16 protein-coding genes are annotated in these 19,483 nt (G+C 34.9%); 7 read left to right on the forward strand and 9 right to left on the reverse strand.

The window, feature by feature from the left end; all coding sequences use genetic code 11:
- Positions 1 to 152: 152 nt before the first annotated feature.
- Together B5P42_RS17350 and B5P42_RS17355 are read left to right on the forward strand one after the other, a co-directional pair.
- A complete protein-coding gene (locus B5P42_RS17350; RefSeq protein ID WP_113734774.1) occupies positions 153 to 581 on the forward strand; it encodes a TlpA disulfide reductase family protein in 429 nt (142 codons plus the stop codon).
- Between the two features lie 203 nt (positions 582 to 784).
- Positions 785 to 2,404, forward strand: coding sequence for a lactate permease LctP family transporter (locus B5P42_RS17355; RefSeq protein WP_002029741.1), 1,620 nt, complete (start codon positions 785 to 787; stop codon positions 2,402 to 2,404).
- A gap of 184 nt (positions 2,405 to 2,588) precedes the next feature.
- Here B5P42_RS17355 and aspA read toward each other — a convergent pair whose 3' ends face one another.
- The 3 genes from aspA to gloA2 form a co-directional block, all read right to left on the reverse strand.
- Positions 2,589 to 4,025, reverse strand: a complete 1,437-nt coding sequence (aspA, locus tag B5P42_RS17360) for an aspartate ammonia-lyase (RefSeq protein WP_016093356.1) — start codon at positions 4,023 to 4,025, stop codon at positions 2,589 to 2,591.
- A 181-nt stretch (positions 4,026 to 4,206) separates the two neighbouring features.
- On the reverse strand, positions 4,207 to 5,505 hold the full coding sequence (locus tag B5P42_RS17365) for a hemolysin family protein (protein ID WP_044444467.1): 1,299 nt from the start codon (positions 5,503 to 5,505) through the stop codon (positions 4,207 to 4,209).
- Between the two features lie 107 nt (positions 5,506 to 5,612).
- Positions 5,613 to 5,999, reverse strand: coding sequence for an SMU1112c/YaeR family gloxylase I-like metalloprotein (gene gloA2, locus B5P42_RS17370; protein ID WP_001017670.1), 387 nt, complete (start codon positions 5,997 to 5,999; stop codon positions 5,613 to 5,615).
- 91 nt (positions 6,000 to 6,090) lie between these two features.
- On the opposite strand from gloA2, the gene B5P42_RS17375 reads away from it, so the two are divergent.
- The 3 genes from B5P42_RS17375 (at position 6,091) to B5P42_RS17385 (ending at position 9,958) form a co-directional block, all read left to right on the forward strand.
- On the forward strand, positions 6,091 to 7,269 hold the full coding sequence (locus B5P42_RS17375) for a NupC/NupG family nucleoside CNT transporter (RefSeq protein ID WP_113734775.1): 1,179 nt from the start codon (positions 6,091 to 6,093) through the stop codon (positions 7,267 to 7,269).
- A 186-nt stretch (positions 7,270 to 7,455) separates the two neighbouring features.
- Positions 7,456 to 8,472: an LCP family glycopolymer transferase gene (locus B5P42_RS17380; protein WP_002029713.1), complete on the forward strand. Its 1,017-nt coding sequence runs from the start codon at positions 7,456 to 7,458 to the stop codon at positions 8,470 to 8,472.
- Between the two features lie 223 nt (positions 8,473 to 8,695).
- Positions 8,696 to 9,958 (forward strand): VanW family protein, encoded by a 1,263-nt coding sequence (locus tag B5P42_RS17385; protein ID WP_113734776.1) that lies wholly within the window; start codon positions 8,696 to 8,698, stop codon positions 9,956 to 9,958.
- A gap of 54 nt (positions 9,959 to 10,012) precedes the next feature.
- Here the strand turns inward: B5P42_RS17385 and B5P42_RS17390 are convergent, their stop codons facing one another.
- Entirely contained in the window at positions 10,013 to 10,285 is a 273-nt protein-coding gene (locus B5P42_RS17390) for a hypothetical protein (protein ID WP_016097207.1), read from the reverse strand.
- Positions 10,286 to 10,299: 14 nt separating this feature from the next.
- The gene (locus B5P42_RS17395) at positions 10,300 to 10,818 is read right to left on the reverse strand and encodes an RNase A-like domain-containing lipoprotein (RefSeq protein WP_002091018.1); all 519 of its coding nucleotides are present in this window, start codon (positions 10,816 to 10,818) and stop codon (positions 10,300 to 10,302) included.
- A 399-nt stretch (positions 10,819 to 11,217) separates the two neighbouring features.
- Between B5P42_RS17395 and B5P42_RS17400 the strand changes: the two genes are divergently transcribed.
- On the forward strand, positions 11,218 to 11,766 hold the full coding sequence (locus tag B5P42_RS17400; protein WP_113734777.1) for a TVP38/TMEM64 family protein: 549 nt from the start codon (positions 11,218 to 11,220) through the stop codon (positions 11,764 to 11,766).
- A gap of 63 nt (positions 11,767 to 11,829) precedes the next feature.
- On the opposite strand, the gene B5P42_RS17405 is transcribed toward B5P42_RS17400, so the two are convergent.
- From B5P42_RS17405 to B5P42_RS17415, 3 genes are all read right to left on the reverse strand, one after another.
- Positions 11,830 to 13,530 (reverse strand): M4 family metallopeptidase, encoded by a 1,701-nt coding sequence (locus tag B5P42_RS17405; RefSeq protein WP_113734778.1) that lies wholly within the window; start codon positions 13,528 to 13,530, stop codon positions 11,830 to 11,832.
- Between the two features lie 175 nt (positions 13,531 to 13,705).
- Positions 13,706 to 13,960, reverse strand: a complete 255-nt coding sequence (locus B5P42_RS17410) for a Phr family secreted Rap phosphatase inhibitor (RefSeq protein ID WP_113734779.1) — start codon at positions 13,958 to 13,960, stop codon at positions 13,706 to 13,708.
- Entirely contained in the window at positions 13,957 to 15,231 is a 1,275-nt protein-coding gene (locus B5P42_RS17415; protein WP_060750764.1) for a tetratricopeptide repeat protein, read from the reverse strand. The genes B5P42_RS17410 and B5P42_RS17415 overlap by 4 nt, the downstream gene beginning before the upstream one ends.
- A gap of 199 nt (positions 15,232 to 15,430) precedes the next feature.
- Here B5P42_RS17415 and B5P42_RS17420 point away from each other — a divergent pair, with 199 nt between their 5' ends.
- Positions 15,431 to 16,894, forward strand: a complete 1,464-nt coding sequence (locus B5P42_RS17420) for a nicotinate phosphoribosyltransferase (protein WP_002010465.1) — start codon at positions 15,431 to 15,433, stop codon at positions 16,892 to 16,894.
- Between the two features lie 223 nt (positions 16,895 to 17,117).
- Here the strand turns inward: B5P42_RS17420 and B5P42_RS17425 are convergent, their stop codons facing one another.
- On the reverse strand, positions 17,118 to 19,472 hold the full coding sequence (locus tag B5P42_RS17425) for a heavy metal translocating P-type ATPase (RefSeq protein WP_113734780.1): 2,355 nt from the start codon (positions 19,470 to 19,472) through the stop codon (positions 17,118 to 17,120).
- Positions 19,473 to 19,483 lie beyond the last annotated feature (11 nt).

Genomic DNA, 19,483 nt, shown 5'->3' on the forward strand with positions numbered 1-19,483 from the left:
TTACGATAAAAAGGAAATTTAAGTAAGGAGGATGATGTAATATTAAAAAATGGTTTATTATTGCGTTAATTAGCATTGCGGTTGGCTGGACTATTATCGATCACTTCCTATTAGACAACAAAGAAGATATAGCTTCAAAATCAAACACCCCCATTGGAACTGAAGTTGGCAATGTTGCCCGCAATTTCCTTCTAGAAACAACCACTGGTCAAGAAGTTAGCCTTACAGACTATAAAGGAAAAAAAGTAATATTGAACTTTTGGGCAAGCTGGTGTGGTCCATGCAAAATAGAAATGCCTGATATGGAAAAGTTTTATCACGATACTAAAGATATGGGGATTGAACTTGTTGCTGTAAATGCGACAGCTACTGAAAAAGACCCGAACAATGTTAAACAATTTCTTGAAGAAAACAAATATACCTTCCCCGTCCTATTAGATCAGAAAGGACAGGCAAGTGCTGCATATCAAATTATCAGTATTCCAACATCTTTTGTCATCGATTCAAACGGTGTCATTCAATATAAGCATGTAGGACCAATGACATATGAAAAAATGAAAGAATATGTCAATAATTTATAAAAGCGTATTCAAATCAATTTGATTACGCTTTTTGTCTACTTTATGAACAAAATGTTACTTTTAATACTATTATGGAATAATTATACTTTTTCACGTTGACAATAGTGTTGAAGGAGAATATACTAAGCATGTAAGTTGATTGTGAACAGTTTCACAAATAATGTGAATTTCTTCACATATAATAGATAGGAGTTGTCATTATTATGAGTACTTGGACACAAATTTATGACCCATTAAACAATATTTGGTTATCTGCACTAATCGCAGCACTCCCAATTTTTTGCTTCATTATTTGTTTAGTGGGATTCAAAATGAAAGGTTACATGGCTGGGCTTTATAGTGTGATCGTCGCTATTATTCTTGCTATATTTGTTTATAAAATGCCTGCAACTGTAGCAGTAGCATCTGCCGGATTCGGTGTTTTATCTGGATTTTATCCAATTTGTACTATCGTTATCGCAGCTATCTTCCTTTACAAATTAACTGTTAAAACAGAACAATTCAATGTCATTCGTGATAGCATTTCAAGTATTACAAATGATCAGCGTTTACAAGTATTATTAATCGCTTATTCTTTCGGTGCTTTCTTAGAAGGCGCAGCTGGTTTCGGTGTTCCAGTTGCTATTACAGCTGCATTACTTGTAGGTATGGGCTTTAATCCATTAAAAGCAGCAGGTATTTGCTTAGTAGCTAATATCGCTGGTGGTGCTATGGGTGCTATGGGTATTCCAGTTACAGTACCTGCACAATTAACTGGGCTAGATGCATTAACTGTCGGTCGTCAAGCTGTTTACATTTTGCCATTCATTAGCATTGTTTTACCGTTCTTACTTGTTTCAATGGTAGATGGATTTAAAGGCATTAAAGAAACTTGGCAAGGTATTCTTGTAAGTGGTGTTTCTTTCGCAATTACTCAGTTCCTTGTGACTTACTTCTTAGGCGCTGAACTTACTAATATTTTCGCAGCAGTCGTAAGTATGGTCGCTCTTACATTATTCTTACGTGTTTGGCAACCAAAATCTTCTGCTAAAGAAGAAAAACAAGAAGAAAAAGAATCTCATACATTCAATCAAATTTTATATGCTTGGTCCCCATTCGTATTCTTAACTGCATTTGTAACAATCTTTAATCTAAAACCAATTAAAGCTTTATTTGCTCCGGATGGTCCATTGGCAAACTTAGTATTTAACATTCAATTCCCTGGTCTTCATAATGCGGTTATGAAAACTGCACCAATTACAAAGGCTGATACACCTTTCGCAGCGATTTTCAAACTAGATGTATTCTCTTCTACAACTACTGCGATTGTATTAGCAATCATCGTTTCACTTATCGTCTACCGTGTAAACGGCAAAATGATTAAAGAATTAATGATCGAAACAATAAAAGAACTAAAAGTTCCAGTATATACAATTTGTAGCGTTATCGCTTTAGCTTACGTAGAAAACTACTCTGGTATGTCATCTACACTTGGACTTGCATTCTCTTCTACGGGAAATGCATTCCCAGTTCTTTCTCCAATCTTAGGATGGATTGGCGTATTCATTACAGGTTCAGTCGTATCAAGTGGTTCATTATTCGCACCACTTCAAGCAGTAACTGCCGATCAGTTAAACATCGTACCATCTACTCTCGTTTCATTAAACGTAGTTGGTGGTACAATCGCAAAAATGGTTTCACCACAATCTGTAGCAGTTGCTTGTGCAGCAGTTGGACTAGTTGGTCAAGAATCTGCTCTATTTAAAATAGTAATGAAATATAGTTTAATCTTCTTAGCTATTATTAGCTTACTTCAACTTAACTCTGTATTTAATATCTTCTAAAAAAAGCACCGATCCAAATGGATCGGTGCTTTTTACATTACATTTTTTTATCCCGCATTAACGGGCAGTAAAACTCCCACCCCAAAATTCGGCGAATGCGAGGGAGTTAGGTGGGAGATCAACTGCCCGTAAAAGCCCGATTGGTTCAACTAATAATCAGTGGGGGATTACCCCCCCCCACTGATTAAAGTTTCACTTTATCCTTTAATAAAGAAGCACCAGCAATTTCGGGATGTGTCATTTCGTATGGATCCAAAATAATATCAAGCTCTTCTGCTGTAAGTACACCATGTTCTAAACATAGCTCCCTAACAGATTTTCCTGTCGCAATTGCTTCACGTGCAATACGAGAAGCTGCTTCATAACCAATATGAGGATTCACTGCTGTAATAACTCCAACACTTTTTTCAACATATTGCTTAAGCAACTCTTCATTCGCTGTAATTCCCTTTATACAGTATTCACGGAATACACGGAAACCGTTATTCATAATACTGATGGATTGAATTAAATTAAATACTAATACCGGCTCCATTACATTTAACTCTAATTGTCCAGCTTCTGACGCTAAGCAAATTGTATGATCATTTCCAATTACTTGGAAAGCAACTTGGTTAATTACTTCTGCCATAACTGGATTTACTTTACCCGGCATAATAGATGAACCTGGTTGACGAGCTGGTAATTGAATTTCCGCCAACCCAACACGTGGACCAGACGCCATAATACGAAGGTCATTTGCAATTTTAGACATATTCATCATACATACTTTTAGTGCTGCAGATACTTCTGTATATGCATCTGTGTTTTGCGTCGCATCAACTAAGTGCTCTGCACCAACAAGAGGGAAACCACTAAAAGTTCGTAAATGCTTCACAACTTGTTCTATATAAGTAGGGTTTGCATTTAATCCCGTACCGACAGCTGTCGCACCCATATTAACTTCGTATAAATGTTGACGAGACTGTTTAATTCTTTTTATATCACGCTCTAGCACTCTGCTATATGCTTCAAATTCTTGTCCAAGGCGAATTGGAACTGCATCTTGCAAATGCGTACGCCCCATTTTAATAACGTGATCAAACTCTTTTGCTTTATCATGAAAAGCAGAGTGAAGTTCTTCCATTGTAACAAGAAGTTCTTCCAGCATCATAAGAGTTGCTATATGAATCCCAGTTGGGAACGCATCATTTGTTGATTGGGCCATGTTCACATGAGTGTTTGGGCTAATTTTCGCATATTCACCTTTTTCGTATCCCATACGTTCCAAGGCTCTATTTGCAATTACTTCATTAGTATTCATATTAATTGAAGTACCTGCTCCACCTTGAATCGGGTCTACGATAAATTGATCATGGAACTTTCCATCAACAATCTCTTGTGCCGCTTCTGCAATTTCTTGTCCGATATCTTTAGCTAAGTAACCTGTATCTATATTCGCAAGCGCTGCCGCTTTTTTTACAATTGCCATTGCCGTAATGAGTGACGGATGAATGCGGTATCCTGTAATAGGAAAGTTTTCTACGGCACGTAATGTTTGTACACCATAATAAGCTACACTCGGTACTTCCTTTTCACCTAAAAAATCTTTTTCTATACGTATATCCTTCGTTGCTATCATTTTTCATCACCTATACTTTTCATTCTAAATCCTTATCTAAAGAATTCGCCCTATAAAATACGAGTATCATTAAATGAATTCTTCAGTATCCACTTTCACTATATAGCACCCTTTTTGAAAGCGCAAACATTTATTTTTCTATATATACTTTTTATTAAAGTTTATATAATAGAAAATCCATTCATTCTTCTACTTTCTTTATTTCAACTCGCTTAATTTGATGCATATCCTTTTCAAGAACTTTAAAAGAAAAGCCGTGTTTCTCAATAATATCCCCCTCAGCAACGATTTGCTTTTGTACCATAATCCACCCACCAATTGTATCTACATCATCAGCGATTAAGTGTATGCCAAATAAATCATTTACTTCACTAATAAGCACTTTTCCCTCTACAATTTTACACCCTTCACTTATATGCTCTATAGGCGGGTGTTCATCTTCATCGTATTCATCTCGGATTTCTCCAACAATTTCTTCTAAAATATCTTCTAGCGTAACGATTCCCGCTGTACCACCATATTCATCATATAATACAGCTAATGGAATTCGTTTTCTTTGCATTTGTAATAGCAAATCATGAATAGGGATATTTTCTAACACTTCAATAACTGGCCTTGTATATGGCGTAATCGAGCACCCCTCGTCTCGATTACCATCCATATAACGAATAAATAAATCCTTTACATTAACCATCCCAATAATTTCATCTTTATCTTCACCAAATACGGGATATCTCGTGTACTTTTCTTGTGCGATTATTTTAATATGTGTTTCAAATGGTTCGTCCTCATATAAACCTACAACTTCCGTACGAGGTACCATAATTTCCTTTGCGACTCTATTATCGAATTCAAAAATATTATTTACATATTTAAATTCCCTTTGATTAATCTCTCCACTCTCATAACTCTCAGATAAGATTAATCGTAATTCTTCCTCCGAATGAGCTACTTCATGTTCAGAAGCCGGATGTAATCCGAATAACCCTGTTACAAGCCTTGCAGAACCATTTAAAGCCCAAATAAACGGATACATTACTCGGTAAAAGTAAATAATTGGCTTCGATAATAATAAGCTAACTTGCTCTGCCTTTTGTATAGCGAGCGTCTTCGGAGCAAGTTCACCAATGACAACATGTAAAAACGTAATAACTGCAAAGGCAATAATAAATGAAACTGTACTTGCAATTGCAGGAGATAGGTGTAGTTTTAAAAACAACGGCTCGAGTATATGTTTTATAGTGGGCTCTCCTAACCACCCAAGCCCTAAAGCAGTAATTGTAATACCTAACTGACATGCTGATAAATACTCATCTAAATTCGAAGTTACTTTTTTAGCTGCCAATGCTCCTCGTCGTTTTTCACTAACGAGTTGATCAATACGACTGCTACGCACCTTAATAATTGCAAACTCAACAGCCACAAAAAATGCTGTTAACGCAATAAGGATGGCTACCATCAGTAATTTTAAAATATCCACATATGTCCTTTAGCTTTCTTAGCTAAAGTTACACCTCCTTTAAAAAAGAAGTTTCACTTTAGTTTCTTCATTTATTTGAAAGCAACCCTATATAAAATTCACCAATTTCAAGCCTCATACAATTCTAAAGGCAAGCCATCTGGATCTTGGAAAAAGACAAATTTTTTATCCGTAATTTCATCCATACGTATCGCTTCAGTCTCCACACCGCATTGTTTTAAATGGTTTACAGCTTCTTCTATATTTGTAACAGCAAATGCTAAATGTCTAAGTCCAGCTGCTTCTGGAAAACTTGGGCGCTCAGGTGGACTAGGAAATGAAAATAATTCAATTTGATACTCTTCCCCTACACATAAATCTAACTTATAAGAATCTCGTTCTTTTCTATATACTTCATTTATCGCTTTAAAACCTAATATCCGAGTATAAAAATCCTTTGACAGTTCATAATTCGAACAAATAATTGCAACGTGGTGCACTCTACATATATTCATGCTCTCTCTATTCCTTTCTTTACCAAAGATGCATATTCTCCCTTGAAATGAAAAACATATATAGCAGAATATCTCTTTTAGGGGGCTTACTATGAAATTTATTACTTTTTTCGTGGGACTTATCGTTGTTTTCTTCCTTGCTTATATTGCTAGCAACAATAAGAAACATATTAAATTTAAACCAATTTTCATCATGCTTATTATACAATTGATTTTAACCTATTTATTATTAAATACAGAAATTGGTCTCATACTTATTACGGTAATTTCTAGCCTGTTTACGAGGCTACTTGAGTATGCTGCCAGTGGTATAAACTTTGTATTTGGCGGTCTTGCAAATAAAGGGGAAATGCCATTTTTCCTTAACGTATTATTACCGATTGTCTTTATCTCCGTCTTAATTGGTATATTACAACATTTCAAAATACTACCATTCTTTATTCGTTGGATTGGTTTCTTTCTTAGTAAAATAAACGGTCTTGGGAAATTAGAATCTTACAACGCCATCGCTTCCGCTATTGTCGGCCAATCAGAAGTTTTTATTACGGTTAAAAAACAATTAGCCCAAATTCCAAAACATCGACTATATACACTTTGCGCCTCTGCTATGTCAACAGTATCTATGTCCATTGTCGGTGCCTATATGACAATGATTGAACCAAAATATGTAGTAACCGCACTCGTTCTCAATTTATTTAGTGGTTTTATTATCGTACTCATTATTAACCCTTACGACGTTAACGATGATGAAGACATTTTGGTAATAAAAGGGGAAAAACAAAGTTTCTTTGAAATGCTTGGAGAATACATTCTTGATGGTTTTCGTGTAGCAATTGTCGTCGGTGCTATGCTCATTGGATTCGTCGCATTAATGAGTTGCATTAATGACCTATTCCTCATTATATTCGGCATTACTTTCCAACAATTAATAGGCTATGTATTCGCCCCTATTGCATTTCTTATCGGCGTACCAAGTTCTGAAATTGTCACAGCGGGTAGCATTATGGCAACAAAGCTTGTAACAAATGAATTTGTAGCAATGATGGATCTTAGTAAAATTTCCAGCACTCTCTCTATCCGTACAGTTGGTATTATTTCTGTCTTCCTCGTTTCTTTTGCCAACTTTTCTTCCATTGGAATTATTTCCGGTGCGGTAAAAGGGTTAAACGAAGAACAAGGAAATATTGTTGCCCGCTTCGGCCTAAAATTACTATACGGCGCTACTCTTGTTAGTATTTTATCTGCGATTATTGTAAGTATTATGCTTTAATTAGGTAAAATTTTATCATTTTCTTATCCCTGTCTTTTGTATACAATAACGAATAGATGTCTTATAAATAATCAATACATCTATTTTTTATACATGTACAATACCTTTTATTTAGCGTAAAATATTTTTTATGTGTTTTAATACGCTTCTAGATGTATACACTTTGATTGTTTTAAAGGAGAAAAAATGATGAAATCCGACATTAACAACGAAACTCGAGCCAAAAAAGGACGCTCAAAGAAAAAGCGCCTACTTTGGTTCATTCTTATTCCATTACTTATTGTAGCAATGGGAGCAGGAGGCTATTCCTTCCATATATACAGTAAAGCAAAATCCGTCTTAAGCAACGCTTATTCTGAACTCGGCCGAGGAGATAAATCCAGCAAACGTGAAAAAGCTGTTAAACCTATGACTGATAATATTTCTGTCCTGATCATGGGTGTTGATGAAAGTGATATCAGGGAAAAAGGTTACGGAAAAGCGACTCGTACAGATGCATTACTACTTGCAACAATTAATAAAAATGATAAATCTGTTAAACTAGTCAGCATTCCACGTGATTCACGCGTCTTCATTAAATCACGTGATAAATATGATAAAATTACACATGCACATGTATTTGGTGGTGTAGACAGCACAATTGATACAGTAGAAAAATTTTTAGATGTACCAGTTGATTACTATGTAAAATTTAATTTCAAATCCTTTATCAAGATTGTTGATTCTCTAGGTGGTATAACTGTCGACGTTCCAGTTGAGTTCACAGAACAAAATAGTAGCGACGAAGCAGATGCAATTCACCTAAAAAAAGGGCGTCAACATTTAAATGGAGAAGAAGCACTTGCACTAGCTAGAACGCGTCATATTGATAGTGATTATATGCGTGGTCAACGACAACAACTTGTTTTAGAGGCTATTGCTGAAAAAGCCCTATCTCTCAATTCCATTAATAAAATCGGAAGCCTATTAGATGCTGTCGATACAGACTTAAAAACAAATTTAACTTTTGATGATATGATGACTATTGCAAAAAATTCAATGGATTCAAATTTAAAAATGGATAAATTGCAAGTGGAAGGTACTGATAAATATATAGGTGGTATTTATTATTACGTTCCAAACGAAAAGAGTGTTAATGATATATCGACAACACTTCAAGAACATCTCGGTGTTACGAATAAAAATGAGCATAAAAAATTATAATAAAAAGGCTGCNNGCAGCCTTTTTATTATAATTTTCAACATATTTCTCATGCATATTGTGACAAAAAGAGACAATTATTACAGCAGTGTAACGTTTTTTATGAAAACATTACACACGTAGTGAAAATAATAGTATACTAGGACGTACATAATGTTATTTTCATCATTTTTATACAAAAAATGTAATACATATATTTATACAAATTTTTCTGGGGGGAAATAAATGAAGCTAAGCAAAATACTGATTGGTTCCGCTATTGCTGGTGGCATATTACTTTGTGTTGGTGGTATTGGTGGATATCAATATGTATCCAAATTAAATAATCAACTAAATACAACTGCACTACCAAACACTACATTTGAAGGTATTTCTCTTGATGGAAAAAATAAAGCAGATATTCAAGCCCTTGTTAATCAAAAGGTGAATGAATTAAATCAAAAACCTCTTAACTACGTATTCCAAAATGATAAGCAAAATTACACGTGGAAAGATTTAGGAGTAGATTATAAAGAGAAGGATATTGTCGACAATATCTTTAAAGAACAAGAAGGGAACGTAATGAATCGTTACAACATGCGTAAGCAAGCTGAAAACGGTGAAGTAAAACGTGACTATAAATTAACACCACAATTAAATACAACAACTTATGAAACCTTTATAAAGGATAAATATAATGAAACATTAAAAAATCCTGTCAACGCCGAATTAAGTGTTGAAGGCTCTACAGTAAATATTAGCCAAAGTCAAAATGGAGAAAAAATTGATAAAGGAAAATTAACCGATTTAACAAGCGCAGCTATTACTTCTGGCACACCCGATGTTGTATTACCAGTTACACTAATAAAACCTGAACGTTCTACAGAAGATATACAACAAATGGGGATTAAAGAAGTGATTGCTGAATATTCTACCCCAATGGCTGGCCGTAATGGAAATCAATCCTATAACGTAAATAAGTCAGCTAATACGTTAAGTGGAGTTATTGTAGCACCTGATGAAACGTTTAGTTTTAATGGCCGTGTTGGCGTAACTGATGCTGCACATGGTTATAAATCCGCAGCAGTATATTCACAAGGTAAAGTTATACAAAGTGCAGGCGGAGGCGTTTGCCAAGTAAGTAGTACTTTATACAGCGCAGCTTTAAGGGCAGATTTAGGAATTGTTTCTCGAAGCAATCATTCTATGCCCGTAAATTATTTACCACTTGGGCAGGATGCAGCAGTGGCAGATTATGGTCCGGATTTAAAATTTAAAAACAATACAGGTAAGCATATTTACATTCAAGCATTTTCAAATGGCGGTAGTATTACTACACGTATTTTCGGTACAAATACTGGTAAAAATGTTGAAGTTTCTTCTCAAGTAATTAGTAATACTGGTGATAAAATAACAGCGGTTACGTATAAAAAAGTAACACAAAACGGTGAAGTACTCTCAAATGGACAAATTTCAAAAAGCGTATATAAAAGTGCCCCAAAACAATGAGATAATATCAAACGGACAAATTTCAAAAAGCGTATACAAAAAGGCGTGATCTACTCACGCCTTTTTCTTTTGCAATAATAGTAAAAAATTTTCCAAATGATCTTTCGTTTCTTCTAAAGACCACACACGATTGCCTTGCTTCGCAGCTAATACGCACGCTTCTTCCCACGCATTCTTTTTCTTCATATTTACTAATTCATCGCGTAATTTCAAAACAATCTCTTCGTCCTCTTGCTCTATAAACTCTTCCATCACGCTTACTATTTCATCCTCATGAATACTTAACGTACAGTATGATTTAAGAAAGTATTGTAATGTTGGATACATATATACTCCCCCCTTTATTTATCTGATGGATAAGAAGTAATAATCTTAAATCCTAGATTTCCTGATTTATCTCTCGCTAAAACAGTAACAGTCTTTACTAGTTTGTCTTTTACAATCATATTTTTCTTTATTACTGTTTTTCCAACTGGGAATGAATGAGTTGTATTCAATACAAGACGAGCCTCTTTAGAGTTTTTCAACCAATCCTGAATTTCTTTATCATGTTGTTTTAAACTATCTTTCACAGCCTTTGTCGCTGTTTCCTTATCATAGTATGTACTTGCCGCTGAAACTTTATCTGTCTTCAAACGATTCTTCAAATCCTCTTCTGATTTGCCTACATGCCTTTCAATCGTATGACCATTTTTAGGTGGCCCTTCCATTTCATCTAAAATATTATCACTAATTTTTTCTACTGATGTAGAATGATCCTCTTTTGGTTTTTCTGTTTTTTGTTCTTTTCCTGCACATCCACTTAAAATCAGCATTAGTGCCAATAAACTACTCAAGAAAAGACTACTTAATCGTTTCATCGTATCACCTCTTCCATGATTATTATCGTAACTCCACTAAAAGTCAATTTCACAAAGAAAAAATGTATACAGTTTTAAAATCCTCATTCATTTTGCTATATTTTCCACCCCCCTTTCATCAAATCACTGTTTTTCGCCCTTTTTAAAATATACCCCCATGTTTTTATAATTATTTCCCAGATAAAAACACCAATCGAAACACTCCATAAACCCTTTAAATACAGGATTTATGGAGTGTTTTTTAAACAAACTAAATATACCCCTACTTTCATATACCCAATACCTATATAAGGTATACAATTCCCTTTCTATCAACTGTTTTCTACATTATGTAAATTTGCACTTGCCTATACAATGTAAATATGGTGTAATGCAAAAAAAGATAAAGGATTTTAAAGAATGGCTGAAACAATTCAAAACTTCTTAACAGACTATTATTCAATCGCAATTCCACTTAGTATCTCAATCAACATCATCATCAGTCTTTTAGGTTTTATCCCTAGTATTTTTTTGACCGCCATTAATATACAGCTCTTCGGTGTAACAAATGGCACAATCATTTCGATCGCAGGTGAGGCATTAGGGGCTATTATCTCGTTTTATATTTATCGTATAGGCCTTCAAAAGTTCACTCACGATAAAGTAAATACGTATCCAAAGGTAGAACGCCTTCTTTACGTAGAAGGCAGAGAGGCATTTCTACTAGTCCTATCTTTTCGTTTTATTCCTTTCATTCCGTCCAGTATCGTTACTTTATTTGCAGCTCTAGGCAAAATGTCATTACTCTCTTTCAGTATTGCCAGCACAATAGGGAAAATACCGGCTTTATTGATTGAAGTATATTCTGCATATCATGTCATTAACGGAACAAATGAAGCGAAATGGATTATTACAATCGCAGGTTGTGTTGGATTATTTTATTTGTGGAAAAAATGGAGAAAAAAATAAAGAAGGAGCATAGGCTCCTTCTTTATTTTTGAGGTATTTTATTAATAACTATCCCTTAAAGCCTTAGTTTACACCAACAGCACTAAATGATTGCTTAACTGCTGCTACTTCTGCAGAGCTAGCACCATATAAATCAGCTGCAGCTTGTACTGCACCAGCACGTGCTTGACTAAATGTAGTAGATTGCGTGAAATACTGTGTATTTGCACGGTAGTAAATCGCACCTAATTTATCTTTACCGATACCAGTTACAGTTACACCAGAATGCGTACCACCATTTGCTAATAAATAAGCTTGTTTGTTAATGATACCACTGTTCGTATGAACTCCACCGTTATCACTTGAACCAGTGTAACGCTTAGAATAATGGTCTGGATCACCATATTTCGTTGGATCACTCATAGAGCGAAGCGCGTCTCCTGCTTTACCAGGCGTGTAAATATCTTCACCAATCTCCCAATCTGGATTACGGTTATCATAGAACTCTACTAAAGTACCAAAAATATCAGAAATTGCTTCATTTAATGCTCCTGATTCATTTTGATAAATTAAATTCGAGCTATTTTCCGTAACCGCATGCGTTAATTCATGACCAATTACATCAATTCCACCAGATAATGAAGTAAACGTTACACCATCACCATCTCCGTATACCATTTGTGATCCGTTCCAGAATGCATTATTATAATTACTTCCGTAATGAACTGTTGATTTTAACGGCGCTCCTGCATCATTAATAGAATTTCTATTAAATGTAGCTTTATAGTAATCATATGTTTTACCTGCATAGTAATGAGCATCTACCGCTGCTGCATCATACGCTGCATTGAAAACATTATCTGCATCTGCCCATAATGTTCCTGGTAATGTTGAACGGTTTTTCGCATCATATGTGAAAATCGTTGCCCCGCGTGTATTATCTTGTAAATAGTAAGATGATCCAGATAATGTTGTATTAAGCGACTTCGTATCTCCTAATACACCTTTACCAGTCCCTACTTTATTTGTTCCTGTTACAGGCTTTACAACTGCTTTTGCATCCTGCTTAGGAACCTCTTGTTTAACTGGAGACTTATCATCATTCGTCACATGATCGATTGTATTAAACTTATTTAACACTTTACCGCTTTCTGCCTCAATGAAATAGTAGTAGTTTCCTGGGCTCGGGTCTAAGAAGTTTAAATTCACAACGTATGCGTATGTTGTATCTTCACCATTTTGATATACATATAAGTCCGCCTTTGGTTCTACTTCATACTTCGGCGTTACTCCTAAATCTTGCTGCGCGATTTCAATCGCTTTTGCGCCTTCAATCTTATTTTTATTTTTCAACTTTTCCTTTTTGTCTAAATCAGGCGCAACTGTTCCAGACAATACTTTTAAAGAACCATCTTTACTTACGTGAGCTACTTGAGTAGAACCCCATACAGGCACTCCCTCGTAAACTTGTTGCATACGCACTACCGTTGAATCAGTTACTGCATCTTTCTTCACTTGTTTCACTTTGAAAGAATCTTGCGCACTCTTTTCCCCTAGCTTATAATCACCTTTTGCCGCGTTTAAGTAATCAAACACAACAGATTCCGCTTTCTTGCCAGTTGCTCCAGTTAGATCACCAGAAATAAATTCAGGTGACTGCACCGTCTCATTGTACTTCTTCGTAGAGAGTACATTTTTAGAATCCGCAAACGCAGAGCCTGTCCCTCCAAACGTTGTAACTGCCATTCCTGTCGCTAACACTAACGCTAAACTCTTCCTTTTCATATAACCTTCCCCCTAATAAAAAATTTTTGAAAAAGAGTAATTTTATATTAGCATTATGTTTCCACTATTAATATACTAAAAATTCAAATAATTAATTTCTCAAGTTTTGTAGAATTTTGAGGAACAAATATTGAAAAACCCCTTTCCGATTGGAAAGGGGTTTTTCAATATTTTCTTAACCATAAATATCTGGATTAGAATAATTTATGTCGCTTTTTTCCGAAAAATTAAAACCATAAATATCTGGATTAGAATATTGTATACTTCCTTCTTGTAAAGAGTTCAATCCATAAATATCTGGATTAGAGTAATTTACTGATCCTTCTTTCAAGGATTTTACTCCATAGATATCTGGATTAGAATAGTTAACCCCAAAAGACAAAATTGCCACTATACTCATTCCTACCACACCATACATACGGCTTTTCAATTCAATTCCTCCTTTTCTTCTAAAACTTTAATAGCTTCTTTATAATATCTATTACTTTCTTCATACTTAAATTCATTTTCCAAATACATAGCTAATTCTAAATAAGCATTTTTCAATTCTTTCATACTACCTACACTCTTAAAGAACGGAATAGCCTCATTCTCTAAGAATCTCTTAAATTCTTGAGGTTCACCAAAATATTTATACTTAAATATAAAAAACGAATAAATCATTTTATTATATTTTTCATCACTACGTGAGCAATCAATTCCTTTTTCTATCCATTCCTGCGCCTCTTCATAACGCTTAAGATGAATGCATTGTTTAGCGAGCCCATAAATCGTTTCAATATAATTCATATTGACTGTCTGCTGTAATTCAAAACTTTGGAGAAAATAGTTCTTTGATTTATCATGCTCATTTTTATAATGATATAATTCTCCCATATTATTTAAAGTCATAGCTTTCATCATGTCTTTTTCCGCAAAAGAATCTACTTCTCGCAATATACTTTCATAAATCTTTAAAGCTTCTTCATATTGCGCTTTTTCTACATAACTTAAAGCAATAATCGTTTGGCAATTTATTACATAACGGAATTTATATTCACTACGGAATCCTTCCATAGCAATATGAGCAAAATGCATAGCTAAATGTGGGATATTTAGATGACTATACGCTAGACTCAAGTTATAATATATCCCCGTTTCATAATACCCTTGCTCCTTAGCCATTTCTTCTGTCTCAATTAAATACTTCAAACTTTCTTTATGCTTATATTGCAAACTAAGTAATAGAGCTTTACTATACGTATACAACATCTTCTGAAAAGGTGAGTACTTCTTGTACACTTTTTTCAATCTATCCAATTCTTCTTCAACAGCAGGAAAATCCCTTTTCATAATTAAATAACGTGTATACAGCAGTTTATAATAATTTATAATTTCAAAATCCAACACATGCTTCATTTCACCTTGCAACTCTTCGTATATGCGCTCTACTTGTTGCTTGTCCAAATGAACTAATGCATTCAACCACTCGTCCAACTTCACTTTCACATCTTCTTCTACATCTCTCAAATCCGTCACAGCAATTTCTAGTCTTGTGCAGAGCAATTGTAGAATTTCTTCTGATGCTTCAATCTTTCCATTTTCGATCTTACTTAAGTATGAGACAGAACAAATGCCCTGACATAATTCTTCTTGTGTCATTTTTTGCTGTAGCCGTTTATAAAAAACTTGCTTGCCTATTTTTTCTAATGTTTGTTGCATTGTCCTCCTCCATTCTCATTACCCCCACTACTCTAATAATACATAAAATCTAGAGAAATATAAATTGATAAATGTAAATTTTCTAAAAAATATGCATTATTTCATTTTTTTCTCTCTTGACTTCAATCCCCTATTACTTCTTTGCTACGAAAGGGGAAAAATTGGTATACTATAACCAAATTACGGAGGTGTTTTCGCAATGAATCATTATAAAGACGATAGTTACGCCTTACATACAGATTTATATCAAATCAACATGGCTTATACATATTGGAAAGATGGTATTCATACTCGCCGTTCTGTTTTTGATCTATACTTTCGAAAGCTTCCATTCGAAAACGGCTATGCTGTTTTTGCTGGTCTTGAAAAAATTGTAGAGTACATAGAAAATTTCAGCTTTACCGAAAGTGACATCGCTTATTTAGCAGAGCTGCAATTTGAAGAAGACTTCCTTCATTATTTACAAAACATGAAATTTACTGGCACGATTCGTAGTATGCAAGAAGGCGAAGTTGTTTTTAATAACGAACCATTATTACGTGTTGATGCACCGCTTGGCGAGGCACAAATAATTGAAACTGCCCTCTTAAATATTGTAAATTACCAAACATTAATTGCTACAAAAGCTGCACGTATGAAGCACGCTGCAAATAATGATGAGCTTTTAGAGTTCGGTACAAGACGCGCTCATGAGTTTGATGCTGCCCTTTGGGGAACACGAGCTGCCTTTATTGGTGGTTTTTCATCTACAAGTAACGTTCGCGCAGGGAAACGATTTGGCATCCCTGTAGCTGGCACACATGCCCATTCTTTCGTTCAAGCATATCGCGATGAATATGTTGCATTTAAAAAATATGCTGAAACACATAAAAAATGTGTATTTCTTGTCGATACATACGACACATTAAAATCTGGTGTTCCAAATGCGATTCGTGTTGCAAAAGAGTTCGGGGATCGTATCGATTTTTATGGCATTCGCCTTGATAGTGGTGATATGGCATATTTATCAAAGGAGGCCAGAAAACAACTTGATGCAGCTGGATTTACAAACACAAAAATTATCGCTTCTAGCGATTTAGATGAATATACGATTATGCACTTGAAATCTCAAGGGGCAAAAATTGATGTATGGGGTGTTGGTACAAAGCTGATTACATCCTTTGAGCAGCCAGCATTAGGGGCTGTTTACAAACTAGTTGCGATTGAAGATACTGACGGGAAATTAAATGACACGATTAAAATTTCATCTAACCCTGAAAAGATTACAACTCCAGGGCTTAAACGAATTTATCGTATTATTAACCGTGTTAACGATCATGCAGAGGGCGATTATATTGCTTTAGAGTCAGAAGAACCCGGAAAAGAAGAGCGTTTAAAAATGTTTCATCCAGTTCATACATATATAAGTAAATTCGTAACAAGCTTTGAAGCACGCGAACTGCATCAAGATATTTTCATTAACGGTAAAAGAGCGTATGAATTACCTAATATATTAGATATTCAAAAGTATAATGAACGCAGCCTCTCACTATTTTGGGAAGAGTATATGCGAACTTTAAACCCTGAAGAGTACCCTGTCGATTTAAGCCAAGAATGTTGGGATCATAAAATGAATTATATTCAAACTGTTCGAGAACAGGTTGAAAAAAACATACAAAAATAAAGTGAAGCTTTAATCAGTGGGTTTTGTCCCTCCCCCACTTCTCCATTTTTCAATACTATATGGATATTTGTAAAAAATATATTGAAATAATAAGAAGAATATTATTATTTTGCAAATTTATATATTACATTGTTCAAAAACAAAATAATATTTGATATTATTTTCTTGAGTCCATTTCAACAAAATAACCAATAAAAAAGAGGACGCAATTGCGTCCTCTTTTTTATAAATCTTTTACTCTTAGTACACGCATTGCATTTAATACTGCAAGTAACGTCACACCAACATCTGAGAAGACTGCTTCCCACATTGTTGCAATACCAAAGGCGCCGAGTAATAACACTAACCCTTTTACCCCTAATGCAAATATAATATTTTGCCATACGATGCTACGTGTACGTTTTGCAATTTTTACTGCTGTCACAATTTTTGAAGGCTCATCAGTCATAATAACGATGTCAGCAGCTTCAATTGCTGCATCTGACCCTAAGCCGCCCATCGCAATACCAACGTCTGCCCTTGCTAGTACTGGCGTATCATTAATACCATCACCGACGAATGCAATCTTTTCTTTACCGCGTTTTGCTGCATCAATTTTTTCGATTTCTTCTACTTTTTGGTGTGGTAATAATTCGGCATGAACTTCATCTAAACCTAATTCTTTACCAACAGCTTCCCCGACTGATTTTGCATCACCAGTTAACATGACTGTCTTCTTAATACCTAGTTCTTTTAACTTTTGAATTGCTTGTTTTGAATCCTCTTTTACCTCATCAGAGATAACAATATAACCTGCATATTTACCATCTACAGCAACATGAACTAGTGTACCTACTGTATTTGGTTGCTTAAATGTAATGTTTTCTTTGCTCATTAATTTAGCATTACCTGCGAAAATTTCTTTTCCTTGTACTTTTACAACCGTACCATGACCAGAAATTTCACTATAGTCTTCAATAGCATTTTCATCGATTGATTTTCCATATGCATTTCGAATAGATTGTGCAATCGGATGATTTGAATATACTTCTGCAAATGCTGCATATTCTAATAGCTCTTCAGCTGTGATACCTTCACTAGGCTCCATCTTCGTACCTTTAAAGACACCTTTTGTTAATGTTCCTGTTTTATCAAAAACGATATATTTCACATCATTCAATGCTTCTAAATAGTTACTTCCTTTTACTAAAATACCACTTTTAGATGCCCCACCAATACCGCCAAAGAATCCAAGAGGAATCGATACAACGAGCGCACATGGACAAGAGATTACTAAGAACACTAAAGCTCTATAAATCCAATCGGAGAATGTAGCACCCTCTAAAATAAGTGGTGGAATAAATGCCATTATTGCTGCTGTTATAACTACAACAGGAGTATAATAACGTGCAAACTTTGTAATAAAGTTTTCTGTTGGCGCTTTTTTGCTACTTGCATTTTGTACTAAGTCTAAAATTTTCGATACAGTGGATTCACCGAACTCTTTTGTAACTTCGACAATTAATACACCATTTTGGTTTACAAAACCACTTAATACGTCATTACCAACTTCTACTTCCCTCGGTACAGACTCACCTGTTAACGCTGAAGTATCCATCATTGATGTTCCCTCAACTACTTTCCCGTCTAACGGTACTTTTTCACCTGGTTTTACGATAATATACTCACCAATTTGCACATCTTCTGGTGATACTTGTTTCGTTTCGTTTCCAACTTTCACATTCGCATAGTCAGGACGAATATCCATTAATGACGTAATTGATTTTCGAGAACGATTTACTGCAATACTTTGGAAGAGTTCCCCTACTTGGTAAAATAGCATAACTGCTACCGCTTCTGGATATTGTTGAATCGCGAAAGCTCCTAAAGTTGCAATTGCCATTAAAAAGTTTTCATCGAACACTTGGCCGCGAGTTATGTTTCTTACCGCTCTCCAAACGATATCTCCACCTATTAATAAATAGGCAAGGACGAATAATGGAATTGTTATCATTTGCGGTAATCCGGCTAACGCAGCAATTCCTGTCAAAATTCCACCGACTACTAATCTTCCTATCATCTTTTTCACATTTCCATCACCATGATCATGGTCGTGTCCTTTTTCCTCTTCACGAACAACTTTTACATCAGGCTCTAACTTTTGAACAACATTTTTTATATTTTGTACAGTCGATTCAAGTTCTCGTTTATTTGCAACTTCTACTCGTAATTTCTTTGATACGAAATCAACAGTCGCTTCTGAAATTGTTGGCATTTCCTTTACCTTATTTTCAATCTTCATTGCACAATTTGCACAGTCTAAGCCTTCTAATACAAATACTTCTTTTACTGATTTTGTTTTTTGCTCTTCTTGCACTTTAATATGTGGCTCTAATTTTGTAACAAGTTGCTTCGCTTCCGTAACAACTTGATTTTCTTTATTTTGCGGTGTTTCTAAAAGCATCGTTTTTGTTGCAAAGTTTACGGAACAAGATGTTACCCCTTCTATATTCCCAACACCTTTTTCAATTTTCATTGCACAATTTGCACAATCTAAACCTTCTAGCATAAGTTTTTTTTTCACTAATGCTTCTGCCATCGTTCTCCCTC

Source organism: Bacillus sp. SRB_331 (genome assembly GCF_003264175.1).
GTDB classification, from domain to species: Bacteria; Bacillota; Bacilli; order Bacillales; family Bacillaceae_G; genus Bacillus_A; species Bacillus_A mycoides.

Excerpts from the sequence above, each read along its gene's own strand:
- B5P42_RS17355 (WP_002029741.1), top strand. The coding sequence starts at position 785 with ATGAGTACTTGGACACAAATTTATGACCCATTAAACAATATTTGGTTA.
- aspA (WP_016093356.1), bottom strand. The coding sequence starts at position 4,025 with ATGATAGCAACGAAGGATATACGTATAGAAAAAGATTTTTTAGGTGAA.
- gloA2 (WP_001017670.1), bottom strand. The coding sequence starts at position 5,999 with ATGAATATATGTAGAGTGCACCACGTTGCAATTATTTGTTCGAATTAT.
- B5P42_RS17375 (WP_113734775.1), top strand. The coding sequence starts at position 6,091 with ATGAAATTTATTACTTTTTTCGTGGGACTTATCGTTGTTTTCTTCCTT.
- B5P42_RS17380 (WP_002029713.1), top strand. The coding sequence starts at position 7,456 with ATGATGAAATCCGACATTAACAACGAAACTCGAGCCAAAAAAGGACGC.
- B5P42_RS17385 (WP_113734776.1), top strand. The coding sequence starts at position 8,696 with ATGAAGCTAAGCAAAATACTGATTGGTTCCGCTATTGCTGGTGGCATA.
- B5P42_RS17390 (WP_016097207.1), bottom strand. The coding sequence starts at position 10,285 with ATGTATCCAACATTACAATACTTTCTTAAATCATACTGTACGTTAAGT.
- B5P42_RS17395 (WP_002091018.1), bottom strand. The coding sequence starts at position 10,818 with ATGAAACGATTAAGTAGTCTTTTCTTGAGTAGTTTATTGGCACTAATG.
- B5P42_RS17400 (WP_113734777.1), top strand. The coding sequence starts at position 11,218 with ATGGCTGAAACAATTCAAAACTTCTTAACAGACTATTATTCAATCGCA.
- B5P42_RS17405 (WP_113734778.1), bottom strand. The coding sequence starts at position 13,530 with ATGAAAAGGAAGAGTTTAGCGTTAGTGTTAGCGACAGGAATGGCAGTT.
- B5P42_RS17415 (WP_060750764.1), bottom strand. The coding sequence starts at position 15,231 with ATGCAACAAACATTAGAAAAAATAGGCAAGCAAGTTTTTTATAAACGG.
- B5P42_RS17420 (WP_002010465.1), top strand. The coding sequence starts at position 15,431 with ATGAATCATTATAAAGACGATAGTTACGCCTTACATACAGATTTATAT.
- B5P42_RS17425 (WP_113734780.1), bottom strand. The coding sequence starts at position 19,472 with ATGGCAGAAGCATTAGTGAAAAAAAAACTTATGCTAGAAGGTTTAGAT.